The sequence below is a fragment of the Paenibacillus paludis genome (genome assembly GCF_042610515.1).
Lineage (GTDB): Bacteria > Bacillota > Bacilli > Paenibacillales > Paenibacillaceae > Paenibacillus_AQ.
On record NZ_JBGJZP010000009.1, the window covers coordinates 132,826 to 150,433 of the forward strand.

Below are 17,608 nucleotides of genomic sequence, written 5' to 3' on the forward strand. Positions count from 1 at the left end.
CGGTCAGCTTATCGGAATCATAATTCAGAAATAAAGTTGGTGATACAATGCTTAAGGTAGTGTTTGCCGATGATGAGCCGCTGATGTTGGAGGGGCTGCGATTTTTGTTGGACTGGGAGGACCTGGACTTTGAAGTGTGCGGCGAGGCTCTCGATGGCGAAGATGCGCTGCAGCTTATTCATAACACGCGGCCTGATTTGGTCATAACTGATGTACGCATGCCTGTAATCGACGGACTGGAGCTTATTGAAAAATTTTCTGAAAGCGATTTCCAGCCTAAGTTCATCATCTTTAGCGGGTATGCTGACTTTGAATATGCCAAAAAAGCTCTTAAGTATGGTGTGTCCAACTATTTGACGAAACCCTTGGATGAAAAAGAACTCACAGAGGCACTGCAGGCTGTAGCCCAGCAAATACAAGCTGAACGCAAGGTTGCTTCAAGGCGCGAAGCGGTTTCCGCTTTCATGCAGATGGAAACCATATCCCGTCTTTTGATGCGGGAGAACACTCCAGAAGAAGAATTGGCGGCAGGGGCGAAGGCGTTTAATATCCGTCCCGATTCCCGGATATGCTGTGTATTGGCCCGGGGTGCTTCGCCGGGCAGCATGCAGCTGCGAAGCCAGGTTGGTTCCATGAACGCCAAGGAGCCGTTCCGCAATATAACCGCTTATCCTTTTACAGCCGGAAGCCATAAGCATGGCTATTTGCTGGTTTCCCCGCAGGAAGGCCCGGTGCTTGACCCGAAGATGATTGCGAGCTGGGTCCATGAGGTGCGGACTGAATACAGCGGTCATGTACATTTCTCAGCAAGCCTGGAGCATCGCGGGGCGAAGTTCCTGAATACAGCCTATCATGAAGCGCTGGCGGCTGAATTACACCGACCGGACTTGGATAACATCGATATTGGTTTCTTTCGGGAACAGGACAAGGATCAAATGGCGTCGCTTTCGGCAGGGCTGAGGAAATCGCTGCTGCAATCGGTTACGGAAGGGGAATTTGACCGGTTAAGCGCTCAATTGAGCGATATATTCAAAATTTTCTCGAGTGATGTTGCTTCAAATGCATGGATCGACGCTTTTCTGGCCAATATCAAAGCAGAACTGCTCCGTGAAATCGACGCTAGAGGAGGGGAAGCGGCCATATGGGCGAATAAGTGGTTTCCGCCCCGGGTCACCGCTTGCTGCTTGCCGCTGCTTGAGCGGCAGACAGAGGAAGAACTTCATGAGGTTGCAGAATGGTTCGCCGCAGCGGACAACCGTCAGGAGGACCAGATCGTATCGGCGGCGATGGATTATGTCCGGGCACATTATCAGGAGAAGCTGAAGCTGCAGGACATTGCGAAGCACTTGCATGTGAATTCCGCCTATCTGGGACAACGAATCAAGAAACACCATGGCAGTTCCTTTAACGAATTTCTCCATGAATACCGCATTGAAGAAGCCAAGAAGCTGCTGCGCCGGACGGATATGTGCATTTCGGATGTCGCGGGGCGTGTGGGCTATTCCGACGCGGATTTCTTCGCTGCCAAGTTCAAAGCGCTGAATGGCGTCTCGCCTTCAGTATACAAAAAGGGCTAATTCAAAGGGGAGGAGGGAAGCGGCATGAAGGGTAAACGGAAACCATCTGCCTTCGTCAACGATATTCCACTCAAATATAAATTTCTGTTTATCTATTTGCTGTGCGTACTTGTCCCCATTCTCAGCATTAACGCCCTCTTTTATGTTCAGATCAGCCGTAATGTAGATGCTCGTGAAAGAGGCAATCTTGAGATCTCTGTAGATCGCGTAGTCTATGATATCATGCAAATCGTGAATGAATGTGTAGCGATAAGCAATACGGTCGCCGCAGACAGTAACTTTAATGAAATAATGGATTATACTTTTCCGGATAACGAGGCTTATTATGAAGCCTATGACAGTGTTCTAAGGGATAAGATGCGGCAATACAGCACTCTGCATTCCTATATTTATTGGATGGGTGTGTATACTACGAATCCGACCATCCAGAATGGCGGCAGCTACTTTGTGTTCTCCGACAGCGACAAGGAGAGTGAATGGTACCGCAAAATTTCCAGTGGTGCGGACAAGGTGCTGTTAACCGCGTATCAGGGAACCAACCCGCTTAATCCGCCTCAAAAGGAGGTGTTTGTCAGCCTTATCCGCAAATTGGATAACTTTACGGGACAGCCCTACCATAAATATCTGCGGATTGATCTGCGGTTGAACAATATCCAGGAGCTGTTTCAGAAGGAGCGCGACTATTTGCGGTTCAAGCTCTTGGATGAGCAGAGCCGTGTTGTGTTGGAATCGGATCAATCCTTCTACGCACTGGATAAAAACGCCTTGTTAAACGTTGACACGGGCGACAGCCAGCCGTCCAAGCAGATAGTCCGAACTTTGGGCAGTGCAGGATATACAGAGGGCTGGAGGCTGATCGGAACTCCGGAAAGCAGAAAAAGCAATGGTGAGATGAGCCGGGCACTTCGGGTTTCACTAATTTTTGCTGTATTGACGATAATTATTCCCACACTATTAATGATTGTAATTATACAATCTTATAATCTGCGGGTAAGGTTGCTCTACAAACATATGAAGCTCGTCAAATACGAACATTTTGAGAACATTGATATGTATGAGGGGAAGGATGAAATCGGCGGCTTGATCCGCAGCTTCAATCTGATGACGGAGAAAATTCGCAATTTGATCAATGATGTCTATAAGCTGGAAATTCAGAAAAAGGACCTTGAGCTTGAACAGGTAAGGGCTGAATTGAAGTATTTGGAAAGTCAGGTGGACCCGCATTTTCTCTTTAATACATTGAATGCCATATTGGTCATCTGCAAGAAATACAAATATGAAGAGGTCACCGATGTGATCCGGAATCTCGCTCTTATTCTGCGCAGGCTGCTAAGCTGGAAGGACGATCTGATTACCGTCGAAGAAGAAATATCCTTTATTGAAATGTATCTGCAAATTGAAAAATTCCGCTTTCAGAGCCGATTCACTTACGATCTGGACATCGACCCTGCCGTGCTGAATTGCCGGATTCCCAAGATGAGCGTACAAGCTTTGGTGGAGAATTCCTGCAAGCATGGCCTGCAGTCGGTCAAAGGTGCAAGGAAGATTCACGTGTCTGCTTCTATGAACGACGCAGGTCTAATGATTGTTGTGACTGACAACGGAAAGGGAATCGAGAAGGAGAAGCTGGAATGGATCGAGTCCCACCTGCAATCGGAGCAAGAATTCGGTAAAAATATCGGGCTCCGAAATGTTTATAAGCGCCTGATGATGTATTACGACGACAGAGCCGGGTTTACCATTGAAAGCATCGAGTATGAACGGACGGCTATCACCATTCAAATTCCCATAGATTTGGCAATGGTTTCAAAAGTGGAGGAATCTCATGTTTAAAGTGGTTTTGGCTGATGATGAAACGATTGCATTAGAGGGATTAAGAACGTTGACCGATTGGGAGGAGCTGGGCTTTGAAATCTGCGGAGTATGCGAGAACGGGGAAGAAGCGTTGACTGCGGTTACTGAGTGCTCTCCGGACCTTGTGATTACAGATATCCGCATGCCCGGCATCGATGGACTGGAGCTAATCAAGCGCGCACGCCAGTTGGATATGGAGCCGCCCATCTTCATCGTCCTTAGCGGTTACGGTGAGTTTGAATACGCGCGGACAGCAATCCGTTATGGTGTGAGACACTATTTGCTGAAGCCTGTTCTAGAAGCGGAATGGGAGAAGGCGCTTGCTGCAATTACGGACGAGCTGGAAACGCGCATGAAGCAGAAGACGCAGCAGAACATGCTGGCGAACCAGCTTCTTCCCGTTGCGATCGCCCGTATGCTTGAAGGGCAGTGGACGGAGCCTGAAGAGGAGATTGCCGAACAAATGGATCGTCTGGACGAGGCAGTTTCGGGGTGGACTTATATACATGTAAATGGCCCCAAAAGCAGTATCTCGGAAATCTGCCGGGAACTGGCTGTTTCGGTGGGCGCCTTGTTCATTGATTTGTCCGGCGATCAGGCGGGAATTGTTGTGGATAGCTCAGCACGAGCGGCGGAGCTGGCTAGGCGGGTACATGCCGAGCTGTCATTGTCAGGGAACGGTGTGAAGGGGGCTGTCAGCATTGGGCCAAGTGTGCGGTCGCTTCGGGAGCTGCCTGTCTCCTATATGGTGGCTGCAAGGGCCGCTTCCCGCCATTTTTTCTATTCGGAGCCGGACGGGCCTATTGATTCCGCCACGAACCCCCGGAGCGAGCTTAGCTATAATCTACCTTCCGCAGAGCTGACCGAGGAACTGATGAGCGCAGTGGAAAGATTGCAGGAGCAGAAAGCTTGGGATAAATTAAAGGAAATATTCAGGATTTTCAAACAGAATAGGACTGCGCCTGAAGTTGTACAGATGACCAGCGTTGATATCATGCTGAAAAGTATAGAGCTGGTGCAGGAGTTCGGAGGGACGGCTGAGCAGTGGAGCGACTCTTTAGACTTTTTTAAAACAGAGCCAAAGTCGCTCGGAGCGCTGGAGGACACCCTTCGGGTTTTGTTGAATTCATGTATGGGATATATCAAGCAGCATAAGGAACGCGGCTCCGAGCATCCGCTTATACGGGTGGAGTATTTTTTGAAGGACAATTATTCAAAGCCACTGACCGTGAAAGAGATTGCGGAGCGATTTTATATCAATCCGGTATATCTTGGCCAGGCTTTTATCAAGAAGAATGGAATCAGCATCCTCGAATATATTCATAATTTGCGCATCGAACAAGCCCAAAAGCGGCTGATTGAAACGGGCGAGACCGTGCGGAACATTGCAGAGAATGTGGGTTATGTGCATTACCATCATTTTTTAAGAGAGTTTGAGAAGCGGACCGCGCTGAAACCAGTCGCTTACCGCAACCAGGCTCACTCTGAAGGATGATGGGTATATTTCTTTAATTTGGTAATGGTGAACGCATACAAAAGCGATATCATAGACTTAACTGTCTGATAACATTCAAATTAGGAGGTTTTAGATGATTACACAGACAAGCAGCGGGTTACCCGCATTGCATGAATTGTTCCGGGACGGCTTCAAAATTGGCGCTGCGGTCAGCACTGATATTTTATCTGCCCAAGCTCCTTTCATTGCCAAGCATTTCAACAGCATTACAGCGGAAAATATAATGAAGCCGGAGGAAGTCCAGCCGCAGGAAGGAATCTATACATTTGATGCATCCGACCGTATCTTTGAGTTCGCGGAGGCCAATCAAATTGGAGTCCGGGGCCATACGCTTCTCTGGCATAATCAGACAGGAGATTGGATGTTCCGCAATTCGGCGGGTGAGCCGTGCACCAGAGAGCAACTGCTCAGCCGTCTGCAAACCCATATCAATACGGTTGTAGGACGATACCGGGGGCGGGCCTATGCCTGGGATGTGGTCAATGAAGCCATCGAGGATAAGTCCGATCAATACCTGCGGGATACCAAATGGCTGGACATCATCGGAGAAGATTATCTCCGCCAGGCTTTTGAGATGGCCCATCAGGCAGACCCGGACGCCTTGCTGTTCTACAACGACTATAATGAGACCGATCCTGTCAAACGCGACAAAATCTACAAGCTGGTCCGCAGCTTGCTCGATCAAAATACACCGATTCACGGGATAGGCATGCAGGCGCATTGGAATATCTATGGCCCTTCAATCGACGAAATCCGCAGTGCGCTTGAGCTGTATGCTTCTCTTGGCGTTAGAATCCACATTACAGAGCTGGACCTCTCTATGTTCCGGTTCGAAGACAAGCGAACTGATTTGAAAGCGCCAACAGATGAGATGTTGAAGCTGCAGGAGGAACGTTATGCGGAGATTTTTGCCCTGCTGCTGGAATATAGAAAGGCTATTGATTCTGTTACATTTTGGGGTGTGGCTGATGACTATACCTGGCTGGACGGTTTCCCGGTTCGCGGACGTAAAAACTGGCCTTTTTTGTTTGACGAACACCAGCAGCCCAAAGCTTCGTTCGGACGGCTTGTCGATCTGGCGGCTTCGAAATCATAACATTCACTGAAATTTGAAACGCTTAACAACAATGGAGGAATCAAATGACACAGCAAATGAATCAGGCCGTCGGAAAGGTACCGCCAAGCGGCAATCCGCTGGTTGCGCACAGATACGGGGCCGATCCCTATGCCCTGGTATTCGGGGACAGGGTCTATCTGTACATGACCAACGACGTGCTGGAGTACGATGGGAACGGCACGGTAAAAGAAAACTCTTACAGCAGCATCCGTACGATTACGGTAATTTCCTCCGCCGATCTGGTCAACTGGACCGATCACGGCGAGATCGCGGTGGCCGGGCCGGAAGGGGCGGCCAAGTGGGCTACCCAGTCATGGGCGCCTGCGGCGGTCCATAAAGTGATTGACGGCAAGGACAAGTTCTTCTTGTACTTCGCCAATAATGCCAGCGGCATCGGCGTTCTGTCGAGTGACAGTCCGGTGGGGCCATGGATCGACCCCATCGGAGAGGCGCTGATTCTGCGCTCCACTCCGGGAGTCGAGGATGTAACCTGGCTATTTGACCCGGCGGTTCTGGTCGATGATGACGGCAAGGGCTACATTTATTTCGGAGGTGGTGTCCCGGAAGGACAATTCGCGGAGCCTGGCACAGCACGGGTCATGAAGCTGGGAGATGACATGACCAGCGTACTGGGTACTGCTGAGGTTATTCCTGCCCCCTTCATGTTCGAGGATGCCGGCATACATAAGCGAGAAGGCGTCTACTACTATACCTACTGTTCAAATTTCTATTACGGGGAACGTCCGGAAGGCAGTCCTCCTGCGGGAGAAATCGCGTTTATGACGAGCAGAAATCCTATGGGTCCCTGGATCTATCGCGAGACGCTCCTGAAGAATCCGGGACATTTCTTCGGAGTATCCGGAAATAACCATCATGCGATTTTCCAATTTCATGACGAGTGGTACATCGCCTATCACGCACAGACATTGTCCAAGGCACAGGGAATTGCGAACGGCTACCGTTCGACGCATCTCAACCGTCTTTTTCATAACGAGGATGGTTCCATTCAGGGTGTTGAAGCAGACTATAAAGGTGTGCAGCAAATCAAATTTTTAAGCCCGTATCAACGCGTACAAGCGTCAACAATAGGGTGGAGCGCAGGCGTAAAGACGGAATTCGGGGCAGTCGTGGGAAAACGGGTTGTAACGGATATTGACAATGGTGACTGGATCGGATTATCCGGGGTCGATTTCGGCAGCAAAGGGGCAGGGGCATTCAGTGCTTCCGTCATAAGCCTTGAGGGCGGCGGTACCATCGAACTGCATCTGGATGAACCGGCAGGTCTATTAATTGGCGAACTGTCCGTTCCCGCCGCGAATGGGCCGGAGAAACGGATGGAGTTAAAGACGGAGGTCCAGGGAGCGGCAGGAGTCCATCACCTGTATCTGGTGTTTGCGGGCGAGAGCGGGACCGGCTTGTTCGAGCTGGAAGACTGGGGATTTATAGAGCAGCGGAGTTAATCCCAAGGAGGCCAATATATTGAATACCGCCATCATTACCAATCCTGTTATGTGGGCAGATGTCCCGGATGTTGATGTCATCCGGTTTGGGTCTGTGTTCTATATGGTTAGTACCAGCATGCATTCCATGCCGGGTTGTCCGATTATGAAATCGGTGAACCTGAACGATTGGGAAATTGTGAATTATGTCTATGATACCTTTGAGGATAACGAGGCCCACCAGCTGCAGGACGGAAAAGGTATTTACGGAAAAGGCTCTTGGGCGGCATCCCTTCGATACAAGGACGGGATATTCTACGTCTGTTTTTCATCCAATGACATGGACCGGTTCTATATCTACCGCACGGAGGATATTGAACACGGAATATGGGAGCGTTCGGTGATACCGGGGCTTCACCATGACCCTAGTTTGCTGCTGGATGACGATAGCAAGAATTATGTGATCTACGGTAATGGTAGTATCCGTATTAAGGAGCTGACGGAAGATCTTACGGCTGTGAAGCCAGGTGGAATCGATCAACTGCTGCTCGAAGGCGAACGGACAGACATTGGTCTGCGGATCGAGGGTTGTCATGCGTACAAGCTGAATGGTTATTACTATTTATTCTTTATTGAATGGCCAAGAAGCGGCAATCGGCGCAGACGCCAGCTATGCTACCGTTCGCGCGAGCTTCTGGGTCCTTATGAGCGGAAGATTATTCTGAATGATGATCTGGATTACCATAATAACGGTGTCGCGCAAGGCGGCATTGTAGATACTCTGGGTGGCGATTGGTACACGGTGCTGTTCCAGGATCATGATGCTGTCGGACGGATTCCCTGCGTGTTTCCCATGAGCTGGGAGAATGATTGGCCGGTCGTCGGGGAGAACGGCAGAGTGTCTCAAGTTTTTGCGACGAAGCTTCCTGCCGCTGAGCCGAAGCCGCTTGTCATCAGCGATGAGTTCGACTATGCAAACAACCGGCTGGCACTGAACTGGCAGTGGAACCATAATCCAGACAACGGGCTATGGTCTGTCACTGAGCGGCCGGGTTTTCTGCGGCTCCGCACCGGTCAAATAGCAGACAGCATCCTATGGGCACGCAATACGCTGACGCAACGTACAGAAGGTCCGGCCTGCAGCGCGGAGACGGTGCTGGACCTCTCCGGCCTGCGGCCCGGCGACCGGGCAGGTATGGTAGCCCTGCAAAACGGGTTCGGCACTGTTGGGATTGCAGCCGGGGAGCAAGGCCGGTTCAACGTGGGCATGTGTGTCAATGGCGGCGACGGCGGCGAGGAGACAGTGGAGAGTGTGGAGTTCACCAGCGACCAGGTTTATCTCAGAATTGTTTTCAATTTTGAGGATAGTCTGGATCAGGCCGATTTCTTCTATTCGGAGGATGGAACCGCTTGGAAGCCGATTGGCCGGACACTGTATATGAAATATACGCTGGACCATTTTATGGGATACCGGATTGGCCTGTTCAATTACGCAACTAAACAGTCCGGCGGTTATGCCGATTTCGATTATTTTCATTATCACAGGCAGGGTTAGGCTGGACCCGGAAGTATACAAGTGATAGAACACAGACAGTCCAATATGGAAATAACGTGATGAGATCCAGAGGCGCATTCTTCCGGTTTTCTTATTGTTGTGACCGAAGGCGGGCGGAGAGTTGGGCGAGGATGCCGCAGACGTTTGGGTCTTCCCGGGAATGCCGGATGCGCCCCTGGAGCAGATTCCTCTGTTCTTGCGCGATGATGCGGCGTTGCCTGTCCTTGGTGAACTCAGTAAATAAGAAAGAGCTATATAAGCTGAAACTGGGGAGCCGTTCTCAAGTTATTGGTCCGCCCGGGCTTTTGGTTCTTTGGAGGAAAGCTTGTCACGGTAGGCCCGGGGGGAATAGCCGGTAAGCTGCCGGAACTGCCTGCAGAAATGCTCCACATTCACATAGCCGCAGAGCGCCGCGATTTCGGCGATTTTGTGCTGGCCAAAGCCAAGCTTTTCTTTGGCCAGCCGAATCCGGCAATGAATAACGTCCTCCATACAGGAAATACCGAAGGTTGATTTATAGATGGTCTGCAGATAGCCTGCGCTGATGTGCAGATACTCGGCCATCGTTGACACGGTCCAAGGGTGGCCCGGGTTGTTGTACAGAGTTTTGCGTAAGTCCAGAAGATTATAATATTGCGGACTCAGCTTGTCTTGGGACGCTTCTAATAGCTTGTTGAAGAAGATTCTGAACAGGTAGTCGATGGAAATCTCGCGATAGTCGTTCTGAAAAGTGTTCTCCAGGGTCAACAGTTGAAACAAATGATGGCAATAGCCGGGGTCTGGCAGTGAGAATGGAACACCAACAGGCAAAGTGGTTTCTGTAATATAGGATTCGTCCGCATCGAAACGGACCCAGTCGTTAACGTACTTTTTGGAACAAGCACGGTAATAGATGTAGTGCTTAGGCGGATATAGAACAACAGAGTGGGCCGGAAACTCCTTCAATTCTCCGTTTACTTCAAACAACGCCGCAGTTTGTGTGAGTACCAGAAGCCAGGCATCCAGCCCTTCGGGTATGCTGTACACAAAATCGTCAGAATGCGCAGCGTCATACTCTACGTAGTGAATCGTGGGCATTGGGTTCTCCTTTCTTTGGATAGATCAATTAATGATCAGTAAATGTCATTGTTAGAGTTACAGTGCTTCTCTATAATTTATATTGTAAATTAAGGGGATTTTGGCGAAATCCAAAATTAAGTCACTGAGTTTCTAATTTATGGAAATTAGAAATCATCAATAATGAAGGAGGGTCATTTGTTTCATGATACCACAACAAAACGAAGATCGGAATTATATCCTTTGCTATACTCGATTACCGCAGGAGGACATGGTGTACGCTCCAAAACTGGCACACAGCATGCATTTAGCTTACAGCAATGACGGGCTTTTTTTTCAAGAATTGAACCATAATTCGGGCGTTTTATTCGCCAAGGGGACAGAGAACGAGGATGGTACACTACGGGCCAAGAGCTTGAAGAATCCGTATCTGTTCCACACCTCCGAGGGGAATTTCGGGGTGATCGCCGTTCGTACGGAGGCAGAAGGCGAAACCGATGCCCAGAGCAAGGGAAAAGTGTTACTGTTCTCTTCCGGTGATTTGCTGCAATACAGCGAGGTTGGACTGCTGGAGCTTAAGGCCGATACCTTTGTAAGTGAAGTTTCCTGCGAGTACGATACCGACCGGAAGGGCTACCTGATCCGCTGGATCGACGAGCTGGGGAATGGTTATCAGAATTTTATAACCAATATTATGAGCTTGAAGGATATCTCGGCACCGGAAGCGGTGTTGCCTTTTACCCTGGATACAGTGCTTGCCGATATTGAGGGGATTCTGCCGCGCAACTACATCCCTGTAGCCAAGGAAGTAGCCCGCAGGCTCTACTGTAAGCTTACGGTTCCGACCAACATTGTAATTGAAGTTCCGGACCGTGTGACAGCGGCATCGGAAGAGGACGTGAAGGCTATCCGGGCCACGGCGCTGTACAGCGACGGCACTAAAGCGCTGAAAAGGGTGAATTGGAATACGGACGAAATCGAATGGGACAAGGCGGGAACCTACAGAATTTCCGGTGAGGTCCATCAGGAGCATTACCCGTTTCCAATTGCGTTCGACCGTGCGGACCCTTGCATTGCAAAATGGAAAGGGAAGTATTATTTCATTGCCACCAACGACGCGGACCAAAATCACACGCTGTATATGCGGGAAGCCGATACCATCCCCGGTCTGGTAAATGCCGAGGAAGCATTGATTCTGGATTCGAAGACGTATGAGCAGATTGGCGGGCTGCTGTGGGCGCCGGAATTTCATATCATTCAGGATGAGCTGTATCTCTTTCATGCGGCAACACCGGGGGAATTTCTATATGAGGAGTCACATTTAATGAAACTGCGGGCAGGCGGAAATCCGATGTGCGCAGCCGATTGGTCGATGCCCCGGCGTGTAGTGAAGAAGGACGGGACGAATTTGTGCGAAGCAGGGAAGACCATTTCCCTTGATATGACCGTAATTCAATGGAACGGAGAGTATTACGCCGCATGGTCAGAGCGCCAGTTCATGCCTGTCGATCTTGGAGCTTGGATCTATATCGCCACAATCGACCCGCAGGAGCCGTGGAAGCTGACCAGTGATCCGGTGCTTTTGACAAAACCTGATTATGGCTGGGCCAATAATCACACCTTTGTGGATGAAGGGCCCTTCGCTCTCTATACCGATGACAAATTATTTTTGACCTTTGCCAGCGCAGCGGTGGATGCAACTTATGTTGTGGGGCTTTTAACTGCAGACAAGGGTGCAGATTTACTGGATATCTGCAGTTGGACCAAGGGGAACTATCCACTGCTGACTTCAAGAAACGTGCCGGGGGAATATGGCCCAGGCCACAATTCCTATGTGACAGACGAGGATGGAGTCATTTGGAACGCCTACCATGCAAGACCGGAAATTGACGGACCGAGAAGCTCGGGTTTGCGCCGCGTGCATTTTGACATTGACGGTGTTCCGGTCCTGGATCTGACAGAGGATAAAGATCTGAACCAGGAGCTGAAAAAGATATTTATAGAAGTAACCGTGAGATAAACCGCCACGTTTCCAATCAAATATACAATATAAAAAAGGAGATGCAATATAAAATCAATTCCGAAGCCTAACGAACCTCTCGTCACCCATATCTATACCGCAGACCCGTCCGCGCATGTGTTTGAAGGTAAAATTTATATCTATCCTTCCCACGATCTCGATCATGATGAACCGAGCAATGACAACGGGGATCAATATGCAATGGAAGACTATCATATTTTCTCGATGGAGAATCTGGCTTCACCGGTGGTGGATCATGGGGAGGCTCTTCATCTGAGAGACATTCCCTGGGCCTCGCAGCAGTTGTGGGCACCGGATGCGGCTTACAAAAATAATACCTATTATTTATTTTTTCCTGCCCGTGACAAGGAAGGCATTTTCCGTATTGGCGTAGCGACTTCTCCTTCTCCGGCAGGTCCGTTTCAGGCACAACCCGAGTATATTCCAGGGAGCTACAGCATAGACCCTGCCGTCTTTGTCGATGAAGACAACCAGGCCTATATGTATTTCGGCGGTCTTTGGGGAGGGCAGTTGGAGAAGTGGCAGACTGGAGAATTTAATCCTGAGCAAGAAGGGCCTGCCTTGGATAAGCCGGCGATCGGGCCGCGTGTAGCGGTGCTGAGTGAAGATATGCTCTCATTTGAGGAGCAGCCGCAGGAAATTTCCATTGTGGACGTGGAAGGGAAGCCTATTCTTGCCGGCGACGAGGACCGGAGGTATTTCGAAGGGCCATGGGTCCATAAATATAACGGGCTGTACTATCTGTCTTACTCAACAGGCACAACGCATACGCTGGTATATGCCGTCAGTGAGCAGCCTATGGGCCCGTTCACCTTCAAGGGAGAAATTCTGTCGCCTGTGATCGGCTGGACCACCCATCACTCGATTGTACAGTTTGAAGAGAAATGGTATCTGTTCTATCATGACTGCTCGCTCTCTGATGGCGTCAACCATAAGCGGTGTGTCAAATATACAGAGCTGAAGTATAACCCGGACGGCACAATTCAACCCCTCAATCCGTACCCTTCCAATTAAGCAGAGGGAGTACTTCCTCTGCTGATCGAATAAACAAAGAAGTAAGCGCTAATATTCAGAGAGGAGCAAAGGTGTGTTAAGAATAGTGCGTGTGGAAAATGGTATTGTTCAAGGACTGCCGGCGGCTGATCCGCGTATTACCAGCTTCAAGGGAATTCCGTTTGCTGCCCCGCCTGTGGGGGAGAACCGCTGGCGTGCTCCCCAGCCTGTGCAAGACTGGGAAGGGGAATTGAAAGCGTATGATTTTGCCCCGATTTCGATGCAGGTCCCAACCATCATAGATGTGAATAATATTTATTCCCGCGAATGGTCGGTTGACCCGGATCTTCCGATGGATGAGGACTGCCTTTACCTGAATGTCTGGACACCGGCCGTCTGCGCAGATGAGAAGCTTCCCGTCTTTGTATGGTATTTTGGCGGAGGATTTCAGGTCGGCCATACAGCCGAAATGGAATTTGACGGCGAACGTATTGCCCGCCGGGGAATTGTCGTGGTGACCGTGAATTACCGCCTGAATGCGTTTGGCTTTTTGAGCCATCCCGAGATTACTGCGGAATCCCCCGTGGCTCCCGCGAATTTCGGGCATCTGGATCAGCAGTCGGGCACGCAGTGGGTGAAACGCAATATCGCTGCTTTTGGCGGAGACCCTGACCAAATCACAATCGGGGGACAATCAGCCGGCGGTGGAAGTGTGCTGAGCCAACTGGCCTCGCCGCAGAATGAAGGGCTGTTTCAGCGAGCCGTGATTATGAGCGGGATCTTTACTCCGCTGTACCCGAACAACCCCGTGCCTCCGATAGAGCGTACCCTCAGTCAGGCTGAAGAGGAGGGGCAGCCTTCTTTGAATTTATGGGAGTGTCGACTCTGGAAGAGGCCCGCAAGCTGGATGCCCTCTATGTCCGTGATAAAATGCTGGAGTACGGCAGCTTCTGGGGAACGGTCATAGACCAGTTGTACTGTCCGGGCAACCCCTATAACCTTTTTCTGAAGGGACAGCACCATAAGGTGCCGGTCATGCTGGGAAATACCTCTTCCGAATTTTTCGCTGTTCCCGATGCCGGCAGCGTGGAGGAATTCAGAGCCTTGGCGGTTGAAATGTTCGGCAGTAAAGCGGAAGAGTACCTTAAGCTATGCGGTGTTGATTCAGGGAAGCTGGAGGAAATGATCCATAAGGCTTCCGTGAGCAATATTGAATATGCGGTCCGTGTTGCCGTTAAGGCCAATTGCGATTCCGGCAGCGGCGTACCAATGTATTATTACACTTTTGATACGGAAATTCCGGGCTGGGATGATCCGGGAACCTTCCATTCGGTGGATTTGTGGTTCCACTTCGAAACGCTGGCCAAATGCTGGCGGCCTTTTGTGGGCAAGCATTATGATCTTGCCCGCCAGATGTGCAATTATCTTGCCTATTTCATCGGCACGGGCGATCCGAATGGCAAAGATTCCACCGGGGAGGACTTGCCTCTCTGGAAACCGTGTACGCCGGAGGCGCCTTACGGCATGGTTTTTGCGGACAAGGCAGAATTTGTGAAGGAGCCTTCGGGTGAGGTTATGCAATTTCTGGTCGAGCAATATTTCAAGCGGCAATCCATTTATATCTAGGGGAGGAATGAGGGGGAATGAACGAGAGCAATCAGAATTATACGATACCAACGGCCGGATATGATAAGGAGAGGGAAGCCATTGCGCGGGGAGTGATCCGTACTATAGAATATCCTTCTACAACGGTAGGGAACGCCCGGAAGGCAATGGTATATACACCGCCCGGATATTCCGCCGCCGAGGAATACGGTGTCTTGTATTTGCTGCACGGAATTGGCGGAGATGAGAGCGAATGGTACAATCACGGCAAGCCTCAGATTATCCTGGACAATCTGTATGCCGATCAAATGCTGAAGCCCATGATCGTCGTGCTTCCGAACGGCCGGGCGATGTTGAATGACCGGGCGGAAGGAGATGTTTTTGCTCACGACAAGGTACAGGCGTTCGAAACCTTCGAGTCGGATTTACTCCATGATCTTATCCCTTATATAGAAGCGAATTATTCGGTCCTGACGGACCGGATGCACCGCGCCATTGCCGGATTATCCATGGGCGGAGGGCAATCCCTGAATATCGGTCTGAACAATCTGGACCAGTTCGCCTGGATCGGGGCGTTCTCCCCGGCTCCCAATACGAAGCTGCCCGAGCTGCTGGTGCCGGAACCGCTGAAGACGGCAGAATTGCTCAGCCTGCTCTGGCTATCCTGTGGTGATCTGGACAGTCTCAAGAATGTCAGCGACCGGACGCATGCCTATTTATCGCAGCATTCCGTGCCGCATATCTGGGTGGAAGAACATGGCGACCACGATTGGCCGGTCTGGAAGAACGGCTTGTATCAGTTCTCCAAGCTTATTTTTTAGCTGACCGCTCAAGGATAACCGCTGCTTCAGCCTAGTACGACAAAAAGGGGGCATTCCCGGCTTCGGGACAGCGAATATATGGGTGGACGGAGCTTTAATCTGAACAGCCGATCCGCTTGTTGTGAACTGGACGCTGCCATGCCATGATCTTGTTTAATGAACGATACTGGGATTTGGGTATGTGTTGTAACACCAATTTAAAGCGACCGTTTCCTTGTTCAATGGGGAAACGGTTGTTTACTATGAGCTGCTAAGAATTCTGAATCTTATTAAAGTGATTTGGATGGAGCTCCAGTTATAACCCCGATCCGCGGCAGCTGTTATGCCTTTGTTATGGGAGCCAAGGGGCCGCTGCTTGAACGGGCAAATCGCTTTGAAGGAGAACACCGATTGCATCATTTGAGTTGATAAAATGTAATAATATTTATCTAATCTTTAGGTTCAGTTTAGAGTGTATAAAGATTGGAACGCTATATTAATACAAATAAGCTGGATAGAGCAGGAGATGGCAGATGAAAAATGTAAATAAATTTCTTACCATAGGTAAAGCAATACTGCTGGTCCTTGCAATCATTTATGTGGGTTCTTTAGTGGATTTTATTTTTAAACCCTTTAAGGCGCTGACGGGTGTAATCCTCATCCCGATGCTGCTAGCCGTTTTTTTCTACTATATCTTGCGGCCTTTAATTCCTCTGCTGGAAAAGTGGAAATTGAAGCGAACACCGGCGATCCTTCTGATTTACCTTTTCTTGTTTATCATTGTAATGGCATTCTTTGGGGGTGTCTGGCCTCCCTTGAAATCGCAATTAATAAATCTGGTGCAAAATGCGCCTCATCTTTTCAATTTATTAAACGATAAAATTGTGGAGTTGGAGAAGACAGGAGTTTTCTCGAAAATTTTCCCCGAAGATTTCAGCCTGCTCTCCCAATTAAATGAATATTTAAACAAGGGGTTCACTTTATTAACCAGTTATGTCACAGGGCTATTTTCAGCGGTCTCCAACTTAGCGATTATACTGTTTACCTTTCCAATATTGTTGTTCTATATGCTTAAGGAGGGCGACAAATTCGGGAAAATCATCGTAAGAGCTGTTCCCAAACGTTTTCGCGGGAAAACCAGTACAATTACAAAAGAAATCGATGCCGCGCTCAGCAGCTATATCGTTAGCAGAGTTATCGTTAATCTGGCGCTGGGTGTCCTGATGTATCTCGGATTCCTTTTGATCGGGTTACCTTATGCTCTTGTATTGACGCTGATTGCTGTCATTATGAACTTTATTCCTTATTTTGGGGCCATCATCTCATCTGTTCCTATTGTGATTGTAGGACTGGTTGAATCTCCTGCTGTGGGATTGTGGGCTTTGGTTATTATCCTGTTGGCACAGCAGGTTCAGGATAACATCATTTCACCGTTGGTCTTTGGCAAAAGCCTTGATATTCATCCCATTACCACAACAGTTCTTGTGCTCGGAGTGGGGAATTTCTTTGGATTCATTGGCATGCTGATCATTATTCCTGTGTATATGGTCATCAAAATTTTATCTAAGCATACGTATCATTTGTTCTTTAAAGAAAAATGGGAGGGACTATAGTTCGTATAAATCGAAGGAGGCGATAGGATGAACAACTTAAATAACGGATATAGAGGTAACATTACGATTTCAAATCGGGCCATATTGAAGATTGCCGGCAAGGCGATTCAGGAAGCGGAAGAAGTGAAGGCGCTTATGGAAGGCAAAACAAAACGCAAAAACAGAGATGACTTCTATAAAGCTATTGACCTCCAGATAAACGGGGGAGAACTGGCGGTTCACATATTTCCGGTTTTTGTGCTCGGAACTCCTCTTCACCAGCTTGCACAGCTTTTGCAGCAAAAAATTAAGAGCAGCCTTGAAATACTGACTGGATTAAAAGTGTCACAAGTGAATGTAACCGTGGTTGGCATTATACCGGAGCCAATTTGAATTTTTCAATAAAACAGCGGCAGTCAAGGACATTATTCTATCGTCCTTGGCTGCCGCTATTTATTTGGCG

At 49.3% G+C, this 17,608-nt stretch carries 15 protein-coding genes; 14 read left to right on the top strand and 1 reads right to left on the bottom strand.

Annotated elements, in window-relative coordinates:
• The first annotated feature begins 47 nt into the window (after positions 1–47).
• The 7 genes from ACAN56_RS18860 (at position 48) to ACAN56_RS18890 (ending at position 9,302) form a co-directional block, all read left to right on the top strand.
• Positions 48–1,577 carry a response regulator transcription factor gene (locus ACAN56_RS18860; RefSeq protein WP_379144939.1) on the top strand — a complete coding sequence of 510 codons (1,530 nt, stop codon included), beginning with the start codon at positions 48–50 and terminating at the stop codon, positions 1,575–1,577.
• Positions 1,578–1,601: 24 nt separating this feature from the next.
• Complete coding sequence (locus tag ACAN56_RS18865) at positions 1,602–3,410, top strand: sensor histidine kinase (RefSeq protein WP_038589880.1); 1,809 nt, start codon at positions 1,602–1,604, stop codon at positions 3,408–3,410.
• Positions 3,403–4,926 (top strand): response regulator transcription factor, encoded by a 1,524-nt coding sequence (locus tag ACAN56_RS18870; protein WP_379144941.1) that lies wholly within the window; start codon positions 3,403–3,405, stop codon positions 4,924–4,926. The genes ACAN56_RS18865 and ACAN56_RS18870 overlap by 8 nt, the downstream gene beginning before the upstream one ends.
• Positions 4,927–5,020: 94 nt before the next feature.
• Positions 5,021–6,043 carry an endo-1,4-beta-xylanase gene (locus tag ACAN56_RS18875; protein WP_379144944.1) on the top strand — a complete coding sequence of 341 codons (1,023 nt, stop codon included), beginning with the start codon at positions 5,021–5,023 and terminating at the stop codon, positions 6,041–6,043.
• 44 nt (positions 6,044–6,087) lie between these two features.
• A complete protein-coding gene (locus ACAN56_RS18880) occupies positions 6,088–7,524 on the top strand; it encodes a glycoside hydrolase family 43 protein (protein WP_379144946.1) in 1,437 nt (478 codons plus the stop codon).
• A gap of 19 nt (positions 7,525–7,543) precedes the next feature.
• Complete coding sequence (locus tag ACAN56_RS18885; RefSeq protein WP_379144949.1) at positions 7,544–9,058, top strand: glycoside hydrolase family 43 protein; 1,515 nt, start codon at positions 7,544–7,546, stop codon at positions 9,056–9,058.
• 121 nt (positions 9,059–9,179) lie between these two features.
• A complete protein-coding gene (locus ACAN56_RS18890; RefSeq protein ID WP_269322524.1) occupies positions 9,180–9,302 on the top strand; it encodes a hypothetical protein in 123 nt (40 codons plus the stop codon).
• Between the two features lie 41 nt (positions 9,303–9,343).
• On the opposite strand, the gene ACAN56_RS18895 is transcribed toward ACAN56_RS18890, so the two are convergent.
• Positions 9,344–10,135 carry a helix-turn-helix transcriptional regulator gene (locus tag ACAN56_RS18895; protein WP_038589895.1) on the bottom strand — a complete coding sequence of 264 codons (792 nt, stop codon included), beginning with the start codon at positions 10,133–10,135 and terminating at the stop codon, positions 9,344–9,346.
• A 184-nt stretch (positions 10,136–10,319) separates the two neighbouring features.
• Here ACAN56_RS18895 and ACAN56_RS18900 point away from each other — a divergent pair, with 184 nt between their 5' ends.
• The 7 genes from ACAN56_RS18900 (at position 10,320) to ACAN56_RS18930 (ending at position 17,538) form a co-directional block, all read left to right on the top strand.
• On the top strand, positions 10,320–12,134 hold the full coding sequence (locus tag ACAN56_RS18900; RefSeq protein ID WP_379144953.1) for a family 43 glycosylhydrolase: 1,815 nt from the start codon (positions 10,320–10,322) through the stop codon (positions 12,132–12,134).
• Positions 12,135–12,182: 48 nt separating this feature from the next.
• A complete protein-coding gene (locus ACAN56_RS18905; RefSeq protein ID WP_379145163.1) occupies positions 12,183–13,169 on the top strand; it encodes a glycoside hydrolase family 43 protein in 987 nt (328 codons plus the stop codon).
• A gap of 73 nt (positions 13,170–13,242) precedes the next feature.
• A complete protein-coding gene (locus ACAN56_RS18910; protein WP_379144955.1) occupies positions 13,243–14,115 on the top strand; it encodes a carboxylesterase family protein in 873 nt (290 codons plus the stop codon).
• Entirely contained in the window at positions 14,019–14,774 is a 756-nt protein-coding gene (locus ACAN56_RS18915; protein WP_379144958.1) for a carboxylesterase family protein, read from the top strand. Before ACAN56_RS18910 ends, ACAN56_RS18915 begins: the two co-directional genes overlap by 97 nt.
• A gap of 17 nt (positions 14,775–14,791) precedes the next feature.
• Complete coding sequence (locus tag ACAN56_RS18920; protein ID WP_038589907.1) at positions 14,792–15,574, top strand: alpha/beta hydrolase; 783 nt, start codon at positions 14,792–14,794, stop codon at positions 15,572–15,574.
• Between the two features lie 512 nt (positions 15,575–16,086).
• Positions 16,087–17,166 (top strand): AI-2E family transporter, encoded by a 1,080-nt coding sequence (locus tag ACAN56_RS18925; RefSeq protein ID WP_038589910.1) that lies wholly within the window; start codon positions 16,087–16,089, stop codon positions 17,164–17,166.
• Positions 17,167–17,193: 27 nt separating this feature from the next.
• Positions 17,194–17,538, top strand: a complete 345-nt coding sequence (locus ACAN56_RS18930) for an Asp23/Gls24 family envelope stress response protein (protein WP_038589913.1) — start codon at positions 17,194–17,196, stop codon at positions 17,536–17,538.
• The last annotated feature ends 70 nt before the right edge of the window (positions 17,539–17,608 follow it).